Source organism: Streptomyces sp. NPDC051561 (genome assembly GCF_044454195.1).
GTDB lineage: Bacteria > Actinomycetota > Actinomycetes > Streptomycetales > Streptomycetaceae > Streptomyces.
This window is the reverse complement of sequence record NZ_JBITDM010000004.1, coordinates 493,194-511,116: the sequence shown is the minus strand read 5'-3', so window position 1 is coordinate 511,116 and position 17,923 is coordinate 493,194. Positions and strand designations below refer to the sequence as shown.

Annotated in this window: 18 protein-coding genes; 9 read left to right on the top strand and 9 right to left on the bottom strand. The window is 69.5% G+C overall.

The window, feature by feature from the left end:
• Positions 1-59 precede the first annotated feature (59 nt).
• The 3 genes from ACIA73_RS13365 to cseC all read left to right on the top strand — a co-directional run bounded on the left by ACIA73_RS13365 (position 60) and on the right by cseC (position 2,981).
• Positions 60-833 (top strand): hypothetical protein, encoded by a 774-nt coding sequence (locus ACIA73_RS13365; RefSeq protein WP_399438555.1) that lies wholly within the window; start codon positions 60-62, stop codon positions 831-833.
• Positions 834-944: 111 nt separating this feature from the next.
• Positions 945-1,652, top strand: a complete 708-nt coding sequence (gene cseB, locus ACIA73_RS13360) for a two-component system response regulator CseB (RefSeq protein ID WP_399438554.1) — start codon at positions 945-947, stop codon at positions 1,650-1,652.
• A 24-nt stretch (positions 1,653-1,676) separates the two neighbouring features.
• The gene (gene cseC, locus ACIA73_RS13355; RefSeq protein WP_399438553.1) at positions 1,677-2,981 is read left to right on the top strand and encodes a two-component system sensor histidine kinase CseC; all 1,305 of its coding nucleotides are present in this window, start codon (positions 1,677-1,679) and stop codon (positions 2,979-2,981) included.
• A 217-nt stretch (positions 2,982-3,198) separates the two neighbouring features.
• On the opposite strand, the gene ACIA73_RS13350 is transcribed toward cseC, so the two are convergent.
• On the bottom strand, positions 3,199-4,854 hold the full coding sequence (locus tag ACIA73_RS13350) for an MDR family MFS transporter (protein WP_399438551.1): 1,656 nt from the start codon (positions 4,852-4,854) through the stop codon (positions 3,199-3,201).
• A 141-nt stretch (positions 4,855-4,995) separates the two neighbouring features.
• On the opposite strand from ACIA73_RS13350, the gene ACIA73_RS13345 reads away from it, so the two are divergent.
• On the top strand, positions 4,996-5,580 hold the full coding sequence (locus ACIA73_RS13345; RefSeq protein ID WP_399438550.1) for a TetR/AcrR family transcriptional regulator: 585 nt from the start codon (positions 4,996-4,998) through the stop codon (positions 5,578-5,580).
• A 26-nt stretch (positions 5,581-5,606) separates the two neighbouring features.
• On the opposite strand, the gene ACIA73_RS13340 is transcribed toward ACIA73_RS13345, so the two are convergent.
• Entirely contained in the window at positions 5,607-6,167 is a 561-nt protein-coding gene (locus tag ACIA73_RS13340) for a M23 family metallopeptidase (protein WP_399438549.1), read from the bottom strand.
• Positions 6,168-6,715: 548 nt separating this feature from the next.
• Here ACIA73_RS13340 and ACIA73_RS13335 point away from each other — a divergent pair.
• The 4 genes from ACIA73_RS13335 (at position 6,716) to ACIA73_RS13320 (ending at position 10,270) form a co-directional block, all read left to right on the top strand.
• On the top strand, positions 6,716-7,084 hold the full coding sequence (locus ACIA73_RS13335) for a hypothetical protein (RefSeq protein WP_399438548.1): 369 nt from the start codon (positions 6,716-6,718) through the stop codon (positions 7,082-7,084).
• Positions 7,081-7,326, top strand: coding sequence for a hypothetical protein (locus tag ACIA73_RS13330; protein ID WP_399438547.1), 246 nt, complete (start codon positions 7,081-7,083; stop codon positions 7,324-7,326). The genes ACIA73_RS13335 and ACIA73_RS13330 overlap by 4 nt, the downstream gene beginning before the upstream one ends.
• Before the next feature lie 84 nt (positions 7,327-7,410).
• Positions 7,411-7,755 carry a trypco2 family protein gene (locus ACIA73_RS13325; RefSeq protein WP_399438546.1) on the top strand — a complete coding sequence of 115 codons (345 nt, stop codon included), beginning with the start codon at positions 7,411-7,413 and terminating at the stop codon, positions 7,753-7,755.
• 13 nt (positions 7,756-7,768) lie between these two features.
• Positions 7,769-10,270 (top strand): NACHT domain-containing protein, encoded by a 2,502-nt coding sequence (locus tag ACIA73_RS13320; protein WP_399438545.1) that lies wholly within the window; start codon positions 7,769-7,771, stop codon positions 10,268-10,270.
• A gap of 74 nt (positions 10,271-10,344) precedes the next feature.
• On the opposite strand, the gene ACIA73_RS13315 is transcribed toward ACIA73_RS13320, so the two are convergent.
• On the bottom strand, positions 10,345-12,870 hold the full coding sequence (locus ACIA73_RS13315) for an ATP-dependent Clp protease ATP-binding subunit (RefSeq protein ID WP_399438544.1): 2,526 nt from the start codon (positions 12,868-12,870) through the stop codon (positions 10,345-10,347).
• 429 nt (positions 12,871-13,299) lie between these two features.
• On the opposite strand from ACIA73_RS13315, the gene ACIA73_RS13310 reads away from it, so the two are divergent.
• Complete coding sequence (locus tag ACIA73_RS13310; RefSeq protein ID WP_399438543.1) at positions 13,300-13,971, top strand: SCO3374 family protein; 672 nt, start codon at positions 13,300-13,302, stop codon at positions 13,969-13,971.
• Here ACIA73_RS13310 and ACIA73_RS13305 read toward each other — a convergent pair.
• The 6 genes from ACIA73_RS13305 to ACIA73_RS13280 all read right to left on the bottom strand — a co-directional run bounded on the left by ACIA73_RS13305 (position 13,950) and on the right by ACIA73_RS13280 (position 17,901).
• Positions 13,950-14,282 carry an Lsr2 family protein gene (locus ACIA73_RS13305; protein WP_399438542.1) on the bottom strand — a complete coding sequence of 111 codons (333 nt, stop codon included), beginning with the start codon at positions 14,280-14,282 and terminating at the stop codon, positions 13,950-13,952. The genes ACIA73_RS13310 and ACIA73_RS13305 overlap by 22 nt on opposite strands.
• Positions 14,283-14,427: 145 nt before the next feature.
• A complete protein-coding gene (locus ACIA73_RS13300; RefSeq protein ID WP_399438541.1) occupies positions 14,428-14,958 on the bottom strand; it encodes an amino-acid N-acetyltransferase in 531 nt (176 codons plus the stop codon).
• Between the two features lie 9 nt (positions 14,959-14,967).
• Entirely contained in the window at positions 14,968-15,441 is a 474-nt protein-coding gene (locus ACIA73_RS13295; protein WP_399438540.1) for a BlaI/MecI/CopY family transcriptional regulator, read from the bottom strand.
• 137 nt (positions 15,442-15,578) lie between these two features.
• Positions 15,579-15,734 (bottom strand): hypothetical protein, encoded by a 156-nt coding sequence (locus ACIA73_RS13290; RefSeq protein WP_399438539.1) that lies wholly within the window; start codon positions 15,732-15,734, stop codon positions 15,579-15,581.
• 13 nt (positions 15,735-15,747) lie between these two features.
• Positions 15,748-16,353 carry a hypothetical protein gene (locus ACIA73_RS13285; RefSeq protein ID WP_399438600.1) on the bottom strand — a complete coding sequence of 202 codons (606 nt, stop codon included), beginning with the start codon at positions 16,351-16,353 and terminating at the stop codon, positions 15,748-15,750.
• A 99-nt stretch (positions 16,354-16,452) separates the two neighbouring features.
• Positions 16,453-17,901 carry a hypothetical protein gene (locus tag ACIA73_RS13280; protein ID WP_399438538.1) on the bottom strand — a complete coding sequence of 483 codons (1,449 nt, stop codon included), beginning with the start codon at positions 17,899-17,901 and terminating at the stop codon, positions 16,453-16,455.
• Between the last annotated feature and the right edge of the window lie 22 nt (positions 17,902-17,923).

The following is a 17,923-nucleotide window of genomic DNA, read 5'->3' as shown; positions in this document are numbered from 1 at the left end:
GCGAGAACGGCGTCGGGGACCGGTCCGTCGGGGACCGGTCCCATCGGGGCGTCATGGCGGTGAGCACCACGGCAGTGGCCGGGCTCGCCGCCTTCGGGCTGTTCGCGGTCTCCTGCGGTACGGGCGGTACCGGTACGCGTGACGAGGGTCCGGCCCGCTCGGATCCAGTCGCGGCCAAGGTCACCCCGACGCCGCGGTCCACCGCCGCGGCGCCCAGCATGCTGCCCGCCGAGCGGGCGGATCCGGTCGAGCTGCTCAAGAACGACCCGAAGGTCAGCGAGACCGTCAAGCAGGACCTCAAGCCCTGTGTGAAGGACATCTTCCCGGTCGACGCCTCCTACGGGAAGGTCACCGGCAATGCCGTCGACGACGTCGTGGTCAATGTGATGACCTGCGGCGATGCGGTCGGCATCGGCTCGTATGTGTTCCGCGAGAACAAGGGGCACTACGAGAACGTCTTCGCCGCCGAGGAGCCCGCGGTGTACGCGGAGATCGACCGGGGCGACCTGGTGGTGACCCGGCCGCAGTACAAGCAGGGCGACCCGGTGGCGTTCCCGTCGGGCGAGGTGGTGGTGACGTACCGCTGGACCGGGGACAAATTCACCGAGCACGACCGCGTGGAGAACAGCTACAGCAAGGTCGTCGGCGGCGGTGAGAAGACCACCGAGCCCGACCCGCAGCAGCAGAGGGCCGAGGAGGAGGACCAGCGGCGCAAGAAGGAGGCCGGGATCTCCGCGCAGCCGTCCGCGCCGACGGCCACCCCGTCGGCCTCGCCCGACGTGGAGGACAATTCGGGGAGGACCGCTGCTCCGGGTTCCTCTCCCACGGGCTGACGGACCTCAGGCCCCACCTGCCCCCCACCAGCCCCCGGCCCCCCGGCCCCCCGGCCCCCCGGCCCCCCGGCCCCCCGAATCATCCGCCCGAGCAGCGAGAGAGCAGAGCGCATGGCAGACACCCACGTCCTGTTCGTCGAGGACGACGATGTGATCCGCGAGGCGACCCAGCTGGCGCTGGAGCGGGACGGTTTCACCGTGACCGCGATGCCGGACGGGCTGCTCGGCCTGGAGGCGTTCCGCGCGCAGCAGCCGGACATCGCGCTGCTCGACGTGATGCTGCCGGGGATGGACGGAGTCAGCCTCTGCCGGCGTATCCGCGACGAGTCCACCGTCCCGGTGATCATGCTTTCGGCACGCGCCGACTCGATCGACGTGGTTCTCGGTCTGGAGGCGGGCGCCGACGACTACGTCACCAAGCCCTTCGACGGCTCGGTCCTGGTTGCCAGGATCCGCGCCGTGCTGCGCCGCTTCGGCCACGCCTCGGGCGGTCCCGGCGGGGGTACGGAGCCGGAGCCGGCCGGTGGCGAGGGCGGCGTCCTCACCTTCGGCGAGCTGGTGGTCGACACCGAGGGCATGGAGGTCCGCAAGGCCGGCGAGACGGTGGCGCTGACCCCGACCGAGATGCGGCTGCTCCTCGAATTCTCCTCCTCCCCCGGCACGGTGCTCTCCCGCGACAAGCTCCTGGAGCGGGTCTGGGACTACGGCTGGGGCGGCGACACCCGGGTGGTGGACGTCCACGTCCAGCGGCTGCGCACCAAGATCGGCCAGGACCGGATCGAGACGGTCCGCGGTTTCGGCTACAAGTTGAAGGCCTGAGGCACACTCCCGGATGGACACGCCATGAAGCGGTTCGTGCTGCGCACCGGCATCCGCTGGAAGATCAGTGTCGCCATCGCCGCGGTCAGTGCGCTCATCGCCGTCGCGCTCAGCCTCGTCGTGCACAACTCCGCCCGGGTCTCGATGCTCGACAACGCCCGTGACCTCCAGCTGGAGCGGCTCCAGTTCGCGCAGCGGCTGTACGAATCCTCCCGCGACCCCAAGGTCGGCTCCAAGCTCAACGACCCCGAGCTCCCGGCCGAACTCCGCGCCAAGCTGGCCCACGGCCGCCGCGCCACCCATGTCCAGGAGGACGCCGACGGAGTTCCGGAGGTCTGGGCCGCCGTCCCCTACCCGGGCAACGACATCCTCTCCCTGCACACCCGCTTCCCCGGCAACTCCGCCGTCGTCGAGGACCTCGACAAGGCCCTGATCATCGGCTCCGTCACCGTCCTCTTCGGCGGCTGCGCGCTCGGCATCCTGATCGGCGGCTCCATCTCGCGCCGGCTGCGCAAGGCGGCGTCGGCGGCGACCGACGTGGCCCACGGCAACTCGCAGGTACGGGTCCGCGAGGCCATCGGCGGTTTCGTCCGCGACGAGACTGACGAACTCGCCAGCGCGGTCGACGCGCTGACCGACGCCCTCCAGGAGCGCGTCGAGGCGGAACGCCGGGTCACCGCCGACATCGCCCACGAGCTCCGCACCCCGGTGACCGGCCTGCTCACCGCCGCGGAACTGCTCCCTCCTGGCCGCCCCACCGAACTCGTCCGCGACCGCGCCCAGGCGCTGCGCACCCTGGTCGAGGACGTCCTCGAAGTCGCCCGCCTGGACAGTGCCGCCGAGCGCGCCGAACTCCAGGAGCTGGCCCTCGGCGAGTTCGTCTCGCGCCGCGTCACCTCGCTGTACCCCGACGCGGTCGTACGGATCGTCCACGAGAGCTACGTCAACACCGACCCCCGCCGCCTGGAACGCATCCTCGGCAACCTCCTCGGCAACGCCGCCAAGCACGGCGCGCCCCCCTTCGAGGTCACCGTCGAGGGCCGTGTCGTCCGAGTCCGCGACCACGGCAAGGGCTTCCCCGCCGACCTCCTGCGTGAGGGCCCCAGCCGCTTCCGCACCGGCTCCTCCGATCGCGCGGGCCACGGCCACGGCCTGGGCCTCACCATTGCCGCCGGCCAGGCCAGGATCCTCGGCGCCCGCCTCACCTTCCGCAACGCCCAGCAGGACGGCGGCGCGATCGCCGTCCTGTGGCTCCCGGAACACGCCCCCACGGCCACCGGCAGCTTCCCCATCGTGAACCTGGCGGACCTGCCACCGCGACGGCGGTAGGCCACGGCGGTAGGCCACGGGGGTAGGGGGCGGGGGTAGGGGGCGGGGGTAGGGGGCGGGGGTAGGGGGCGGGGGTACGGGGGCCGAGGGCGCCCGCTCCCCTCCGCACGGCCCCTGCCCGCCGCACGTACGGGGAAGGGCCCCCGGAACCAAGTCCCGGGGGCCCTTCCTCGTACGTAACAGCTGCCGCGCCGTAACAGCTGCCCCGCCTCAACGCCTACGCCTTCGCAGGCACCGCGGCCCGCACCTCACCCGAGACCGGCCCCGGGTCCGACCCCCGGCCCCGGCCCGGGTCCGCGTTCGCGTCCGAGCCCGAGTCCGCCGCCAGACCGTCCTTCGGCCCCGCGCCCTTCAGTACGACCTCCTTGACGAAGAACGCCGCCACGAAGGCCACCACCGCGACCCCCGCCCCCAGCAGGAACGCCCCGTGGGTGCCGGCAGCGATCGCCGACTGGAACATCTCCCGCATCTCCGCGGGCAGCTTCGCCAGCGCGTCCGCGCTCACCGCCGCACCCTTCGGGATGCCCCCGGCCGGTGCCCCCTGGGCGACCAGCGAGTCCGTGACCCGCGCCGTGAAGAGCGCGCCCATCACGGAGACGCCGAAGGAGGACCCCAGTGTCCGGAAGAGCGTCGTGGAGGAGGAGGCGACGCCCATGTCCTTGGGCTCGACGCTGTTCTGCGCCACCAGCATGGTGATCTGCATCAGGAAGCCCATGCCCGCACCGAGGATCGCCATGTAGACGCCTGAGGTCAGCTGGGAGGTCCCGGTGTCCATCTGCGCCAGCAGGAAGAGGCCGACCGTGATCAGCGCACCGCCCGCGATCGGGAACATCTTGTACTTGCCGGTGTTGGTGGTGACCCGGCCGACGACCAGCGACACGACCATCATCGACAGCAGCATCGGGAGGAGCAGCAGACCGGAGTTGGTCGCCGACGCCCCCTGCACCGACTGCTGGAACAGCGGCAGGTACAGCACCGCGCCGAACATCACGAACCCGACGATGAAGCCGATCACCGACATCAGGGTGAAGTTGCGGTTCCGGAAGATGTGCAGCGGAATGATCGGCTCCGCCGCCTTGGTCTCGACGTACAGGAAGCTCGTGACGGCGAGCAGGCCGACCGCCATCAGGCCGAGGATCTGGCCGGAGCCCCAGGCGTACTCGGTGCCGCCCCACGTGGTGACCAGCACGATCGCGGTGATGCCGATGGTCAGCAGCGCGGCGCCCAGGTAGTCGATCCGGCCCTTGACCTTCTCCTTCTTCGGCAGATGCAGAACGGAGATGATCATCGCGAGGGCGATCGCGCCCAGCGGGACGTTGATGTAGAAGGACCAGCGCCAGCCGAGGTGGTCGGTGAGCGCGCCGCCCACCAGCGGGCCGCCGATCATGGCGAGTGCCATCACGCCGGCCATCATGCCCTGGTACTTGCCGCGCTCACGCGGCGGAATCAGGTCACCGATGATCGCCATCACGCCAACCATCAGACCGCCCGCGCCCAGCCCCTGAAGGGCCCGGAAGCCGATCAGCTGGCCCATGTCCTGGGACATTCCGCTGAGCACGGAGCCGAGGACGAAGACGACTATCGCGGTGAGGAAGATGCCCTTGCGGCCGTAGAGGTCGCCGAGCTTTCCCCAGATGGGGGTCGAGGCGGCAGTGGTCAGGGTGTAGGCGGTGACCACCCAGGACAGGTGCTCCAGACCGCCGAGTTCACCGACGATGGTCGGCATCGCGGTGCCGATGATCATGTTGTCCAGCATGGCCAGCAACATGGCGATCATCAGCGCGAGCAGCACCACCCGCACACTGCGCGGCTGCTTCTCCGCCTTCACCTTCGCTTTGTCCACCCGCACCTTCGCTTTCTCCACCTTCGTCATTTCGCTGCCCCGCTCCCTCTCGACACTTACTTGCCGCCCGGCAAGTTGACTACACTTCTGGAAGGTAGACGGCTAACTAGCCGGGCGTCAAGTAAGTTCGGTCGGAATCCGCAGAGTTGAACAAGCCTTGGGAGTACGTCGATGAGCAGCACCAGCGGTACGGGCAGGCAGCGCCGGGGTGACACGCGTCAGCGCATTCAGGACGTCGCGCTGGAGATGTTCGCGGACCGTGGGTACGAGAAAACCTCGCTGCGGGAGATCGCCGAGAAGCTGGACGTCACCAAGGCGGCGCTCTACTACCACTTCAAGACCAAGGAAGACATCCTGATCAGCCTCTTCGAGGACCTGACCAGGCCGCTGGACGAGCTGATCGAGTGGGGGCGGGAGCAGCCGCCCACGCTGGAGACCAAGACCGAGATGCTGAACCGCTACAGCGCGGCACTGAACGACGTCGCCCCGCTCTTCCGCTTCATGCAGGAGAACCAGGCGACCGTACGGGAGCTGAGCGTCGGCGACGGCTTCAAGGAGCGGATGATCCGCATGATGGACCTGATGAAGGAGCCCGAGGCTCCGCTGGTCGACCAGGTGAGGTGCATCAGTGCCCTGTTCACGATGCATGCGGGGATGTTCGCGCTGAAGGACGTCGAAGGCGACCCCGAGGAGAAGCGGAAGGCTGTCCTCGAAGTCGCCATCGATCTGGTCACGCAGGCCCAGCGGGGGCGGTAGCCGGGCCGGGGTTCAGACGCGGGTTCTCAGACGCTCACGCCCACCGAGCGCAGGTAGGAGACCGGGTTGATGGCGGAGCCGTAGTTCGCGGTGGTGCGGATCTCGAAGTGCAGGTGCGGGCCCGAGGAGTTCCCGGTGTTGCCGGAGAGGGCTATCTGCTGGCCCGCGGAGACGTGCTGGCCGACGTTGACCTGGACGCGCGAGAGGTGGGCGTACTGGGAGTACGTGTGGTCGGCGTGCCGTACGACGACGGCGTTGCCGTACGCGGGGCCGTCGCCGGCACCGTTGGAGCCCGCCTTGACGACGGTGCCGGCCGCGGCGGCCTTCACCTTGGTGCCGATCGGCACGGCGAAGTCCTGGCCGGAGTGCTTGTGCGCCCACATGCCGCCGCCCTTGCCGTAGGTGGCGGAGAGCGCGTAGCCCTGCACGGGCTTGGCCCACGACTTGGCGGCCTTCTTCTGCGGGGCCTTGGCGGGGGCGGCGGTCGCGGCGGCGAAGGCGGTCCCGGTTCCGGCCGCTGCCGTCGCGCCGAGGGTGGCGGCGACGAGTGCGGTACGGAATCGGCGGGACAGGGCGCGCTTCGGCATACGGGCGATACCTCCGGAGATACGTGAACCCGGCGGGTTCGCCGGGCTTGCTCCACATTGGTAACCCGGCCCCGTCGGCAGCCCAAACCACCTCGCTACTAGGTGCCCTCGTAGGGGCGGCGGGGGGAATCCGCCCCTTGACGCCCCGGACGGACTCCGTCGACGTACCTAAAGATCTTGTACGGGACGGGTTTAGCCCCACGCCAGATCGGCTCTAATCGGACATCCGGCCCCGGCCCGCCCGGCCCCTTCCCACCGGGCCGCAGGTCCCGGCCACCCCCTCGACCAAGGTCCCGCGAAAGGTCCCTCACGCCCCACTATTGCGGCTAGTAGGCGGCAAATGGTCTGTGCGCCTTGTCACGGGCGGGGGCCGTGAAGCCTCCACCGGGACCCCTCGGGCGTCAATTCGACACCCCTCGACCACTCGTACGAGCGACTCACCGCCAATCCCCTCGACCGTTCGTTCCTCGTGCGCAAGTCTCAACCGCATGAGGGGCGTCGGCGTACCGTGGTGGCGCAGGGCTGTGGCCGGGCGGGAGGGGAACCGTATGGGCGAGGACCGTTCGTACAGGAGCGGCAGGGATCACCACGACGGCGCGTCGCACGGCGGCGGCAATCCCGAGGTCACCTGGCACACGGTCGTCAGCGGCCGCCGGATCGACCTCCCCGCCACGCTCCCCACCATCCGCGCCGCCCTCACCGCGGCCCAGGCCGCCGACCTGGATGCCGAGATCGCCCGCACCCCTGCCCTCGACCTCCCCTTAGTCCTGGCCCGCTGGGCGCTCGCCCCGACGGACGCCGCCGAGGAGGACGAGGCGGTCTTCGCCCGCCTCGCGACCGGCGACTTCTCCGACTGTGTGGCCGCCTCCCCCGACGAGCCGCGCCCCGGCCCCGACCCCCGTCCGGAAGCCTCATGAGCCGCCTCCGCATTCAGTACGCCCCGGCAGCCGAGACGGCCCGCCACGCGATGCACCCCGACCTCCGCCAGCGCTTCGAATACTCGATGCGAGCCCTGGCCCGCGACCCGTACGGCCAGGACACCAGAGAGGTCAAGGGCGAGAAGGACCGCCGCCAGGGGGTCGCGGGCGGGGCGGTCGTCGTCTACTACGTGAGTGCGGCGGTGCTGGTGGTGACGGTGGTGCGGATTGTGCATGCGTGAAGCCGAATGTTTGCGGTGGGAACCGGGAGCGGACCAAACTCCGTTGTAGAGGTGGGTAGTTCACTTCGCACAGGGGGTTCGGCCATGGCTGACGACACGCACGCATTCGACGGGATCGAGCTGGCGGACGCGGTGGAGTCCGTCCGCAACCAACTCCTCGCCGCCTCCGCGCGCGCGGCCGGCAAGGACATCACCTTCACGGTCGGCGACATCCAGATGGAGTTCACGGTCGAACTCCGCAAGGAGGTCAAGGGCGGCCTGAAGGTGAAGGCGTGGGTGGTGGAGGCGGGGGCGGACGCGGCACGGTCGACGGGCAGGACCCACAAGGTGTCACTGACGCTGAAGCCGAAGGTGCGGGCGACGGGGGCGGCGCCGGACGTCGGCAACCTCCGGCCGGGCGATGTGAGCGGGTTCGGCGAGGCGGAGTAGGCGGCGAGGCATCGTGGACTCCGAATTCGCGCCGGGCATCGTCGCGGTGCTGGGCGAGCGGCAGGGCACCGGCGTACTCCTGGACGGGGGTTACGTCCTCACCTGCGCGCATGTGGTCAGGGGAACGAACACCGTGACCGTCGCGCGGCCCGGTCACCAGGGCACTCAGGAGTACGAAATCCTCTGGTCCCACTCCGGTGTCGATGCCGCCCTGCTGATCGCGGTCGGCCCCGCCGTGCCGTGGAGGAGCAAGGGCGTCCGGCTGGGCGTCCCGGGCACCTCCCGCGCGCTCCCGAACTGCGAGGTCTTCGGATTCCCCGACGTCGGGCGGTACGACGGGGAGAAGCTGGACAGCGACCACTACACGGGGAGCGTGCTGCCGGCCGCCAGTCTGATCCGGCGCGACCTGGTCTTCGAGTTCGACCGCCCGCCGGCCTCGGAGCGGGAGGACGGCCCCCATCCGCTGGCGGGCCTCTCCGGCGCCCCGGTGTTCTCCGGCGGCAATCTGCTCGGCCTCGTCAAGGCGATACCCCGTGGCCGTGGCCTTCGCCGCGCGACCTGCGTCCCGGTCTCCCTGATCACGGAGGAGCTGCACCGCGTCTACGGCCCGGACAACCCCGTCCCTCAGCGACTGGAGAGGATCACCGGCTCGCACCCCGAGGACGGGCCCCACGAGCGCGACTACGCTCTCGCCCTGCGCACCGCCTACCGCAAGACCAAGATCTTCGGCCTCGACGAACTCGGCAAGCATGACACCGAATGGGACCTGGACACCGCCTACCTGCCCCTTGAGGCGCAGGCCGCGAAGGGCAGCGAGCCGTCCGCACGGCGCATCGACGACCTTCTCACCTCCCGCCCCCGGGTGCTGCTGAGGGGCGACGCGGGTGCGGGCAAGACCACGCTCGTCTGGTGGCTCGCCGCGCACGCGGCCGCCGGCACCCTCGGCCCCCAACTCGCCGGCCTCAACGGCCTCGTACCGTACGTGATCCCGCTGCGCACCCTCCGCGCCCAGGGCCGCACCTTCCCCACTCCGGCCCAACTCCCCGCCGCCTCGCGCCTGATGGTCGACGAGGCCCCGGACGGCTGGGCGGGCCGGGTCCTCAAGGCGGGCCGGGCGCTCATCCTGGTGGACGGCCTCGACGAGGTCTCCCAGGACGACCGCGAGGACGCCCATGCCTGGCTCGCCGACCTGCTGGCCCGCTACCCGGACAACCGCTGCGTCGTCACCTCCCGCCCACTGGCCGTGGACCCGGACTGGCTCGCTTCCGAGGAGTTCGAAGAATTACGCCTTCTCCCCATGCGGAACGAAGACATCCAGTCCTTTGTCTCCGCCTGGCACAGGTCCGCCCGGCTCGGTCGGGACGCGCACGAGGACCTGGACGACCTGGAACGGGACCTCTCCCACCAGTTCCGGCAGAATCCGGCCCTCGCCGACCTCGCTCGCACTCCCCTGCTGTGCGCGGTGATCTGCGCCGTGCACCGCGCCCGCCAGGGATTCCTCCCCGAAACGCGCTGGGCCCTCTACCAGTCCGCCCTGCACATGCTTCTCGGCAACCGCGACAAACGCCGCAGGGTCGGCAGTCCCGAGGGCATCGACATGACCATCGAGGAACACACCCAGTTGCTCCAGCGGATAGCGATCTGGCAGGTTCGTGGCGGCCAGACGGAATTCACCCGCCTCCAGGCGGTACGCCAGCTCCAACCCGCCCTGGCGGGGATGGAACGCGTCCGCGCCCAGGGCGACTCCGACGCCATCCTCACCCACCTGGTGAACCGGACCGGACTCGTCCAGGAACGTACCGACGGCTTCCTCCAATTCACCCACCGCACGTTCCAGGACTTCCTGGCCGCGAAGGAATTCATCGAGGGGGACCACCTCGCGGAACTCCTCAAGCGCGCGGACAACCCGCAGTGGGAAGACGTCGTCCTCCTCGCGGCCGGCCACTGCAACCGCCGTGAACTCCACCACCTGGTCACCGGCCTCCTGGCACTCGAAGTCCCCCGCCCGGTCCTCACCGCCCTGTGCGCCCAGCACGCCACCTGGCTCGACGAGACGCTGGCCCGCCACGTCCGCAACCTGGTGCGCACCGTTGTCCCGCCCGTCGGAATCGATCACGCCGCCCAGCTCGCCCGGCTGGGTGCGTTCGTGGTCCCGCTGCTGCCCGCTCCGGACGCGCTGAGCACGGCCCAGGCCCACTACACGGTCCGCATGCTCAGCCGGATCGGCGGTCCCGAGGCCTTCGCGTACGCGGCCCGGCTCGCCCCGCTGGCGAACGAGGAGGAGGTCGCCCAGGCCCTCGCGGATGCCTGGAGCTCATTTCCCGTCGCTACGTACGCCCGCGACGTACTTGCCCGGCTCGCGACCGCACCGTACGAGCTCACGGTGAGCACGGCCGAGCAGCTGGCGCAGCTTCTCGCGCTGCCGGAGCTGCACGAGGTGGTCAGCCTGAGCGGCACCTACGCCGACAACGACCTCGCCGCCCTGCTCGCCGAGATCCGGCAACAGCAGCAGTGAGGGGCCGTCCCCGGAAACCCTTGGGTTTCCGGGGACGGCCCCTCACACGCTCACCTCGGCGCAAGCGCCAGGCGTTACGCGTCCTTCGTCATGTTCGGCCCGTTGCCACCGGCCGCCTGCTCGATCGGCGGGACGTCCGGCAGTGCCGTCTTCTCCTCGCCGCGGAAGGTGAACGCCTTGGCGTCACCCTCGCCCTCGGTGCCGACGACCACGATGTGGCCGGCGCGCAGTTCACCGAAGAGGATCTTCTCCGAGAGGATGTCCTCGATCTCGCGCTGGATCGTCCGGCGCAGCGGCCGGGCGCCCATCACGGGGTCGTACCCCTTCTTGGCGAGCAGCGACTTGGCGTCCGAGCTCAGCTCGATGCCCATGTCGCGGTCCTTCAGCCGCTCGTCCACCTTGTTGATCATGAGGTCGACGATCTGGATGATGTCTTCCTCGGTCAGCTGGTGGAAGACCACGGTGTCATCGACACGGTTGAGGAACTCGGGGCGGAAGTGCTGCTTCAGCTCTTCGTTGACCTTGTTCTTCATCCGCTCGTACCCGGTCTTGACGTCGCCCTGGGCGGCGAAGCCCAGGTTGAAGCCCTTGGAGATGTCCCGGGTGCCGAGGTTGGTCGTCATGATGATGACGGTGTTCTTGAAGTCCACGACCCGGCCCTGGGAGTCGGTCAGGCGACCGTCCTCCAGGATCTGGAGCAGGGAGTTGAAGATGTCCGGGTGGGCCTTCTCCACCTCGTCGAAGAGGACGACGGAGAACGGCTTGCGACGGACCTTCTCGGTGAGCTGGCCACCCTCTTCGTAGCCCACGTAGCCGGGGGGCGAACCGAAGAGACGCGAGACCGTGTGCTTCTCGCTGAACTCCGACATGTCGAGGGAGATCAGCGCGTCCTCGTCACCGAAGAGGAACTCGGCGAGCGTCTTGGAGAGCTCGGTCTTACCGACACCCGAGGGGCCGGCGAAGATGAACGAGCCACCGGGACGCTTCGGGTCCTTGAGGCCTGCACGGGTACGCCGGATCGCCTGGGAGAGCGCCTTGATGGCGTCCTTCTGGCCGATGACGCGCTTGTGCAGCTCGTCCTCCATGCGGAGCAGCCGCGACGACTCCTCCTCGGTCAGCTTGAAGACCGGGATGCCGGTCGCGGTCGCCAGGACCTCGGCGATCAGCTCGCCGTCGACCTCGGCGACGACGTCCATGTCGCCGGCCTTCCACTCCTTCTCCCGCTTGGCCTTCGCGGCGAGGAGCTGCTTCTCCTTGTCGCGGAGGGAGGCGGCCTTCTCGAAGTCCTGCGAGTCGATCGCCGACTCCTTGTCCCTGCGGACATTGGCGATCTTCTCGTCGAACTCGCGGAGGTCCGGCGGCGCGGTCATCCGGCGGATGCGCATTCGGGAGCCCGCTTCGTCGATCAGGTCGATCGCCTTGTCGGGCAGGAAGCGGTCCGAGATGTAGCGGTCCGCCAGCGTCGCCGCCTGGACGAGGGCCTCGTCCGTGATGGAGACGCGGTGGTGGGCCTCGTACCGGTCGCGCAGGCCCTTGAGGATCTCGATGGTGTGCTGGAGCGAGGGCTCCGCGACCTGGATCGGCTGGAAGCGGCGCTCAAGAGCGGCGTCCTTCTCCAGGTGCTTGCGGTACTCGTCGAGGGTGGTGGCACCGATGGTCTGGAGCTCACCACGGGCCAGCATCGGCTTCAGGATCGAAGCCGCGTCGATCGCGCCCTCTGCGGCACCCGCACCCACGAGCGTGTGCAGCTCGTCGATGAACAGGATGATGTCGCCGCGGGTGCGGATCTCCTTGAGGACCTTCTTCAGCCGCTCCTCGAAGTCACCGCGGTAGCGGGAACCGGCGACGAGCGCACCGAGGTCGAGGGTGTAGAGGTGCTTGTCCTTGAGGGTCTCGGGCACCTCGCCCTTGACGATGGCCTGCGCCAGGCCTTCGACGACGGCGGTCTTGCCGACGCCGGGCTCGCCGATGAGGACCGGGTTGTTCTTGGTACGGCGGGACAGCACCTGCATGACCCGCTCGATCTCCTTCTCGCGCCCGATGACCGGGTCGAGCTTGGACTCACGAGCGGCCTGGGTGAGGTTCCGGCCGAACTGGTCGAGCACCAGGGACGTCGAGGGCGTGCCCTCGGCAGGTCCGCCTGCTGCGGCGGTCTCCTTGCCCTGGTAGCCGGAGAGCAGCTGGATGACCTGCTGCCGGACCCGGTTGAGATCGGCGCCCAGCTTCACCAGGACCTGGGCTGCGACGCCCTCGCCCTCGCGAATCAGGCCGAGCAGGATGTGCTCGGTGCCGATGTAGTTGTGGCCGAGCTGGAGGGCCTCGCGGAGCGACAGCTCCAGGACCTTCTTGGCACGCGGGGTGAAGGGAATGTGACCGGACGGAGCCTGCTGACCCTGACCGATGATCTCCTCGACCTGCTGGCGAACCGCCTCAAGCGAAATGCCGAGGCTCTCCAGGGCCTTAGCGGCGACACCCTCACCCTCGTGGATCAAACCCAGGAGGATGTGCTCGGTGCCGATGTAGTTGTGGTTGAGCATCCGGGCTTCTTCCTGAGCCAGGACGACAACCCGCCGCGCGCGGTCGGTGAACCTCTCGAACATCGTTATTCGCTCCTCAGAGCGGTCGGGCAGTTAAGGGGTCGGTCCCCTCCCTGTCCTTCCGCATGCTAGTCCCGCAGGGCGGGACAGCTCATTCCAACTGCCGACACCCGTTCTTGCCTCCCGGCCCGAACAGCCGACTACTTCCACAACTCGATGGTGCGAGACGATGTTCCCGCAGGCCAAGCAGTTACCCCTATCGCCACTACGCCGATGGCGAACGTGGGACCGCTCGGGATGCGTGTCGCCCCTCCCCACTAGGACTGTCTTACCCGTAAGGACTGACACTCCATGCGGCGCACGCCGGTTCCCTCAGCTACGGGCGAACATCCTTGCGCCACCGGATGCACCCGTACGCCCCCAATTCGGCACGGAACGCAGCCATCTACCGACGCAGCGTAACCACCGCTGCGACGGCACGTTTCTCCGGTCATGCCCCTCACCGTTCCCCCTCCCCGGCTGCCGCCACCCGACGGTGACGTCGCGCGGTGGGTCTCCTGGTACGAAGACGAGCTCGGCTGGCCCGTGGTCACCGCTCCCGGCGAACCTCTTCTGCTGCGCACCGGAATCCGGTTCGACGTGCTGGAACTGCCGGCCGCCGCGGGTCGTGCCGTACTGCGGAGAGCCGGACCGACGGGGCCGGTCGCGCTGCTCGGGCGGCGGATGCGGTTCCTGGTGGCCGCGGGGAGTGCGGAGGAGGTGCCCGGACTCCTTGAGTGGCTGGAGTGGGGCTCGGTAGGGCTGGATCTGCGGGCGGTCGGGCCCGGCGGCCTGATCGCCGCCCCCGCCCCGCCCGGAACGGCGTCGGCCGGTGCCGTGCCGTCCGGTTCCGCGCCGTCCGCCGCTGTGCTCTCCGGTGCTGTACGCGCGGGCGGGGCCGCAATCTGGCTGCGACCCCCCGCACCGGCGGGCGAAAGGGAACTTCCCGCATTCACCGGATTCGGCGGCAGCGGAATCGGAGGCCGTGGGTCCGCCCCCGATCTCGTACGCCTGCTGGCCGCGGCGGCGACGGAATGCCACCGGGACCGGTTGATCGGATCAGCCCTCAACACGAATACGGCACTGTCAAAAAAGCGGCAGTCTCAGCCGTTGGCCTTCTCGTAGGCCTCGCGCACGGATGCCGGGACACGGCCGCGGTCGTTCACGTCGTGGCCGTTCTCCTTGGCCCACTTACGGATCTCCGCAGTGTTCTGACCGCCACCGGAAACGGTACGGGCCTTGCCGCGCCCGGCCGCACGGCCACCGGTGCGACGGCCGTTCTTGGTGTACGGGTCGAGCAGCCCGCGGAGCTTCTCCGCGTTCGCGGTGGTGAGGTCGATCTCATAGGTCTTGCCGTCCAGAGCGAACGTCACCGTCTCGTTCGCCTCGACGCCGTCGAGGTCGTCAACAAGAAGGACCTGAACCTTCTGTGCCACCGGATTTCCTTTCATCGAAAATGCAGTACGCGGAAAGGAAACCGCTTTTCCGGGGAAAACACAAACCCCTGTCGCAGGTTCAGTACCCCGAGAACACGGGAAACGTGCGCGATTCGGACATAGGGTTACTCGACTTACAGCCGTTTCAGAGGTGCAGAAGCATCCGGCTGTTGCCGAGGGTGTTCGGCTTCACTCGTTCGAGACCGAGGAACTCTGCTACGCCCTCGTCATAGGAACGCAGCAGCTCGCTGTAGACATCTCCGTCCACGGGCGCCTCGCCGATCTCCACGAAGCCGTGCTTCACGAAGAACTGCACTTCGAAGGTCAGGCAGAATACCCGGCGCACTCCGATCCAGCGGGCGGTCTGCAGAAGTTTGTCCAGGACCTGGTGACCGACTCCGGCGCCCTTCAACCCGGGGTCGACCGCGAGAGTGCGCACTTCGGCGAGGTCTTCCCACATGATGTGCAGCGCGCCGCAGCCGACCACCCTGGCGTCGTCGTCGCGTTCCGCGACCCAGAACTCCTGGATGTCCTCGTAAAGCGTCACGTTCGCTTTGTCGAGCAGGATGCGGCTGCGCGCGTAGGTGTCCACGAGAGCGCGGATGGACGGCACATCGCTGGTGCGTGCCCGCCGGACGGTGATGGCTTTTGCCGAGGCAATACGATCTGGGGCCATGTCCGGACGCTATCGCCCCGGAGGCTTCTCATCGTCACCGGGGACTTCGACCGCCACTTCTGCGGGGACTTCGGGCAGGACTTCGGGCCGGACTTCGGTGGGGACTTCCGCTTCTTCCGGGTCGTCGCGCCGCACGACGCGCATCGCGTCCTGAAGTGCTTCGCGCTGCTCCGCGGACATCATGCCGAAGAACGCGACAAGTGCGGCGGCGGGGTTGTCACTGGTCGACCAGGCTTCGTTCATCAGTGCGGCCGAGTAGGCGGCGCGGGTCGAGACCGAGGTATATCGATATGCCCGGCCGTCGACTTCCCTGCGCACCCAGCCCTTCTGATGGAGATTGTCCATAACGGTCATCACGGTGGTGTAGGCGATGGAACGGTCCTTCTGAAGATCTTCAAGGACTTCCCGCACGGTGACCGGGCGGTTCCACTGCCACACGCGTGTCATGACGGCGTCTTCCAGCTCTCCCAATCGGCGTGGCACAGCGTCACCTTAGTGTGAGATATCCGGAATGGGCTGTTATTAAAGAAGGGGCGCGTGGTCCGGTGTATTTACCGGTCCACGCGCCCCTTCCCGCCGTTCTCGGGCGCTCTTCCTCGGACGCTCTTCCTCGGGCTTCCTCAGGCGCTTTCGGAGCGCTTCGCTTCCTGGGCGTCCAGGTAGGCGTCTTCCTTGGCCTTGTTGGAGCCACCCTGCGTCTTGACGATCACCACGATGAGGGCGATGAAGAAGGCGGCCATCACCACCGGGGGCACGAGCGCGGAAACGTAGTCCATGCCCCCAGAGTAGCTAGCTCGCTTCCCTTCGCTCCCCCGGGGGCGCGGGCGGTGCGGGCGGTGCGGGCCGCTTGCGGGGCGGGAAGGCCTCGGAGGGCTTGGGCATCGGGCGCTCCCGGGGCGGGCCGTCGGCCGGAGCCGGCTTCCTGGGGGCCGGGCCGGTGGCCGAGAGGCCGCCGGGCAGGGCGGTGAGCCGGGTGCGCGGGGCGGGTGTGGCGGGGGCCGCGGCGGCGGGTGTGCTCGATGTCGTACGGGCGAGCCTGGCCCGTACCGAACGTTCCGCGATGCCCTGGCAGCGGACCAGCAGGGCGGCGGCGAGCGGGAGTTCGCGCAGGGAGCGCAGTGCGGCCAGGTCGTCGGGCTGGGGCCGGTAGCCGGCTGCCAGGGCGTCCTGGAGGAGTTCCAGATAGCCGGTGGTGGAGCCGGGGAGGGCCTCCCGGTAGCGGGCGAGGTCGGCGAGCAGGAAGGCGCGCAGCCGGCCCGCCTCACTGATCGCTTCGTCCACGGACTCGGCCAGGCGCAGGCACTCCCGTACCTCGTCGGCGGGAAGGGGGGCGGGGCGGAGGGCGAGGGCGAGGGCGCGTCGGAGCACACGCAGTTCGTCTGCGCTGAACGCCATGCCGCCGCGGGAACCGTATGGCGTGGGCATGGGGCGACTTTAAGTGCTAAGCGGACAAATATTCATTAAAGGGGTAACAGTGGCGCGCCCTGCCGCCCGCTACCGGCTCACCACCGTGAGCGGGGCGGTGTCGTTGGCCGGGTTGCCGTCGGCCTTCCGGTGCTGCCCGGACCGCGGATCCTCGGCGAGGAGCACGACCCGGCCCTTCGCTCCCGGGACGAGGCGGTCGATGCGTACGTCCAGGGGGGCCGGGGCGTCGTTGCGATCCAGGAGGCACTTGAGGCGCCGCCCCTCAGCCAGGCAGTACCCGGCGTCGGAGGGAAGGTCCTGCGGCTTCTCCAGCAGCGGGGTGACGCCCTCGGGGAGGATCAGCAGCAGCGGGCGGGGCCGGGTGGAGACGTAACCGCCCCGGTGCACGATCGCCGGGGGCAGCGGCACCGAGACCTTCTCCCCGGGCCGGCCCCTGAGGACGAGCGGGGGCGCCTCGTAGTCGGGCTCGGCGGCCCGCACCTCCGTGCCGAGGGTGGAGGCGAACGCCAGGCCGCCGCGGGACTTCTCGGTCAGCCCGGCCGGGTCCGTGGTGCCACCGGAGCCGGAGCCGTCGGCCGTGCCTCCGGAGCCGGGGGTGATCTCCTCCAGTCGCAGGGCGGGGCCGTCGCCGTGCTCGGCGTCGGGGTTCAGGCCCTGGTGTTCGTCGGGGGCGCCGGTCGGCCAGGCCGAGTACGTCAGGGTGCCTTCGGCGACGGGCAGCCCGTCGTCGCCCCTGGCCGCGGGGTCGATGACGGCACCGAGCGGATCGGGCAGGCGGTAGGCGCTGCCGTCGGTCACCGTGGTCCCGAAGTCGCACTCCGCGACGGTGACCCGGGTGGGCGCGTGCCTCTCGTAACGGCAGTTGCTGTGGCGGGTGGCGAAGTCCGCTGTCGTCGCGGTCAGTTGGACGGTGACGCCACGGACCGGCAGCTCGCCGCGGTAGGCGAACGCGGGGTTGAGGGTGAACACGGTGCCGGGGCGCTGGTCCGGGGACTTGCGCAGGGGCTTCTTGAGGAACTGGGTGGAGCCGATGACCACCTGGGTCGTACGGACCAGGGGCGGGCCGTTCTTCCGCTGGATCCTCAGCTCGATGCGGCCCGCTTCGCCGACCGGGGCGCCGGGCCTGGCCCGCAGCCAGAACGGGGGGCTGTTGCCGTACCGGGGCGAGGGGCAGGTGACGACGTAGCCCTGCCGGGTGCAGTGCAGGCCCTCGCCCAGGGAGCCGATCTCCAGCCGGTCCTTGAGCGGGGTCAGGTCGTAGACGTGGCGTACGTCGCGGTCCGGGTCGCTGCCCCTCACCTGGACGTACTCCGCCCGGTAGCGGCCGTTGTACGCGGTGGAGGCGGCCGCGGACGGGAGGTGGAGGAGGGCGGGGACGCGCCACCAGTCGTCCGAATCCGCCTGGCCGGTGCGGGTGTCGGGGGTGGGCGGTTTGCCGTCGGGGGTGGCGCCGCAGGCCGTCAGGAGGAGCAGGAGGGCGGCGGCGGTGCCGAGCAGGGCGGTGCGGGGTGCGTTCATGGACTGTACGAGACCTTCCGTC

Excerpts from the sequence above, each read along its gene's own strand:
- ACIA73_RS13290 (WP_399438539.1), bottom strand. The coding sequence starts at position 15,734 with ATGGACTACGTTTCCGCGCTCGTGCCCCCGGTGGTGATGGCCGCCTTC.
- ACIA73_RS13300 (WP_399438541.1), bottom strand. The coding sequence starts at position 14,958 with ATGGCCCCAGATCGTATTGCCTCGGCAAAAGCCATCACCGTCCGGCGG.
- ACIA73_RS13325 (WP_399438546.1), top strand. The coding sequence starts at position 7,411 with ATGGCTGACGACACGCACGCATTCGACGGGATCGAGCTGGCGGACGCG.
- cseB (WP_399438554.1), top strand. The coding sequence starts at position 945 with ATGGCAGACACCCACGTCCTGTTCGTCGAGGACGACGATGTGATCCGC.
- ACIA73_RS13350 (WP_399438551.1), bottom strand. The coding sequence starts at position 4,854 with ATGACGAAGGTGGAGAAAGCGAAGGTGCGGGTGGACAAAGCGAAGGTG.
- ACIA73_RS13335 (WP_399438548.1), top strand. The coding sequence starts at position 6,716 with ATGGGCGAGGACCGTTCGTACAGGAGCGGCAGGGATCACCACGACGGC.
- ACIA73_RS13285 (WP_399438600.1), bottom strand. The coding sequence starts at position 16,353 with ATGGCGTTCAGCGCAGACGAACTGCGTGTGCTCCGACGCGCCCTCGCC.
- ACIA73_RS13330 (WP_399438547.1), top strand. The coding sequence starts at position 7,081 with ATGAGCCGCCTCCGCATTCAGTACGCCCCGGCAGCCGAGACGGCCCGC.
- ACIA73_RS13310 (WP_399438543.1), top strand. The coding sequence starts at position 13,300 with ATGCCCCTCACCGTTCCCCCTCCCCGGCTGCCGCCACCCGACGGTGAC.
- ACIA73_RS13315 (WP_399438544.1), bottom strand. The coding sequence starts at position 12,870 with ATGTTCGAGAGGTTCACCGACCGCGCGCGGCGGGTTGTCGTCCTGGCT.
- cseC (WP_399438553.1), top strand. The coding sequence starts at position 1,677 with ATGAAGCGGTTCGTGCTGCGCACCGGCATCCGCTGGAAGATCAGTGTC.
- ACIA73_RS13345 (WP_399438550.1), top strand. The coding sequence starts at position 4,996 with ATGAGCAGCACCAGCGGTACGGGCAGGCAGCGCCGGGGTGACACGCGT.
- ACIA73_RS13340 (WP_399438549.1), bottom strand. The coding sequence starts at position 6,167 with ATGCCGAAGCGCGCCCTGTCCCGCCGATTCCGTACCGCACTCGTCGCC.
- ACIA73_RS13280 (WP_399438538.1), bottom strand. The coding sequence starts at position 17,901 with ATGAACGCACCCCGCACCGCCCTGCTCGGCACCGCCGCCGCCCTCCTG.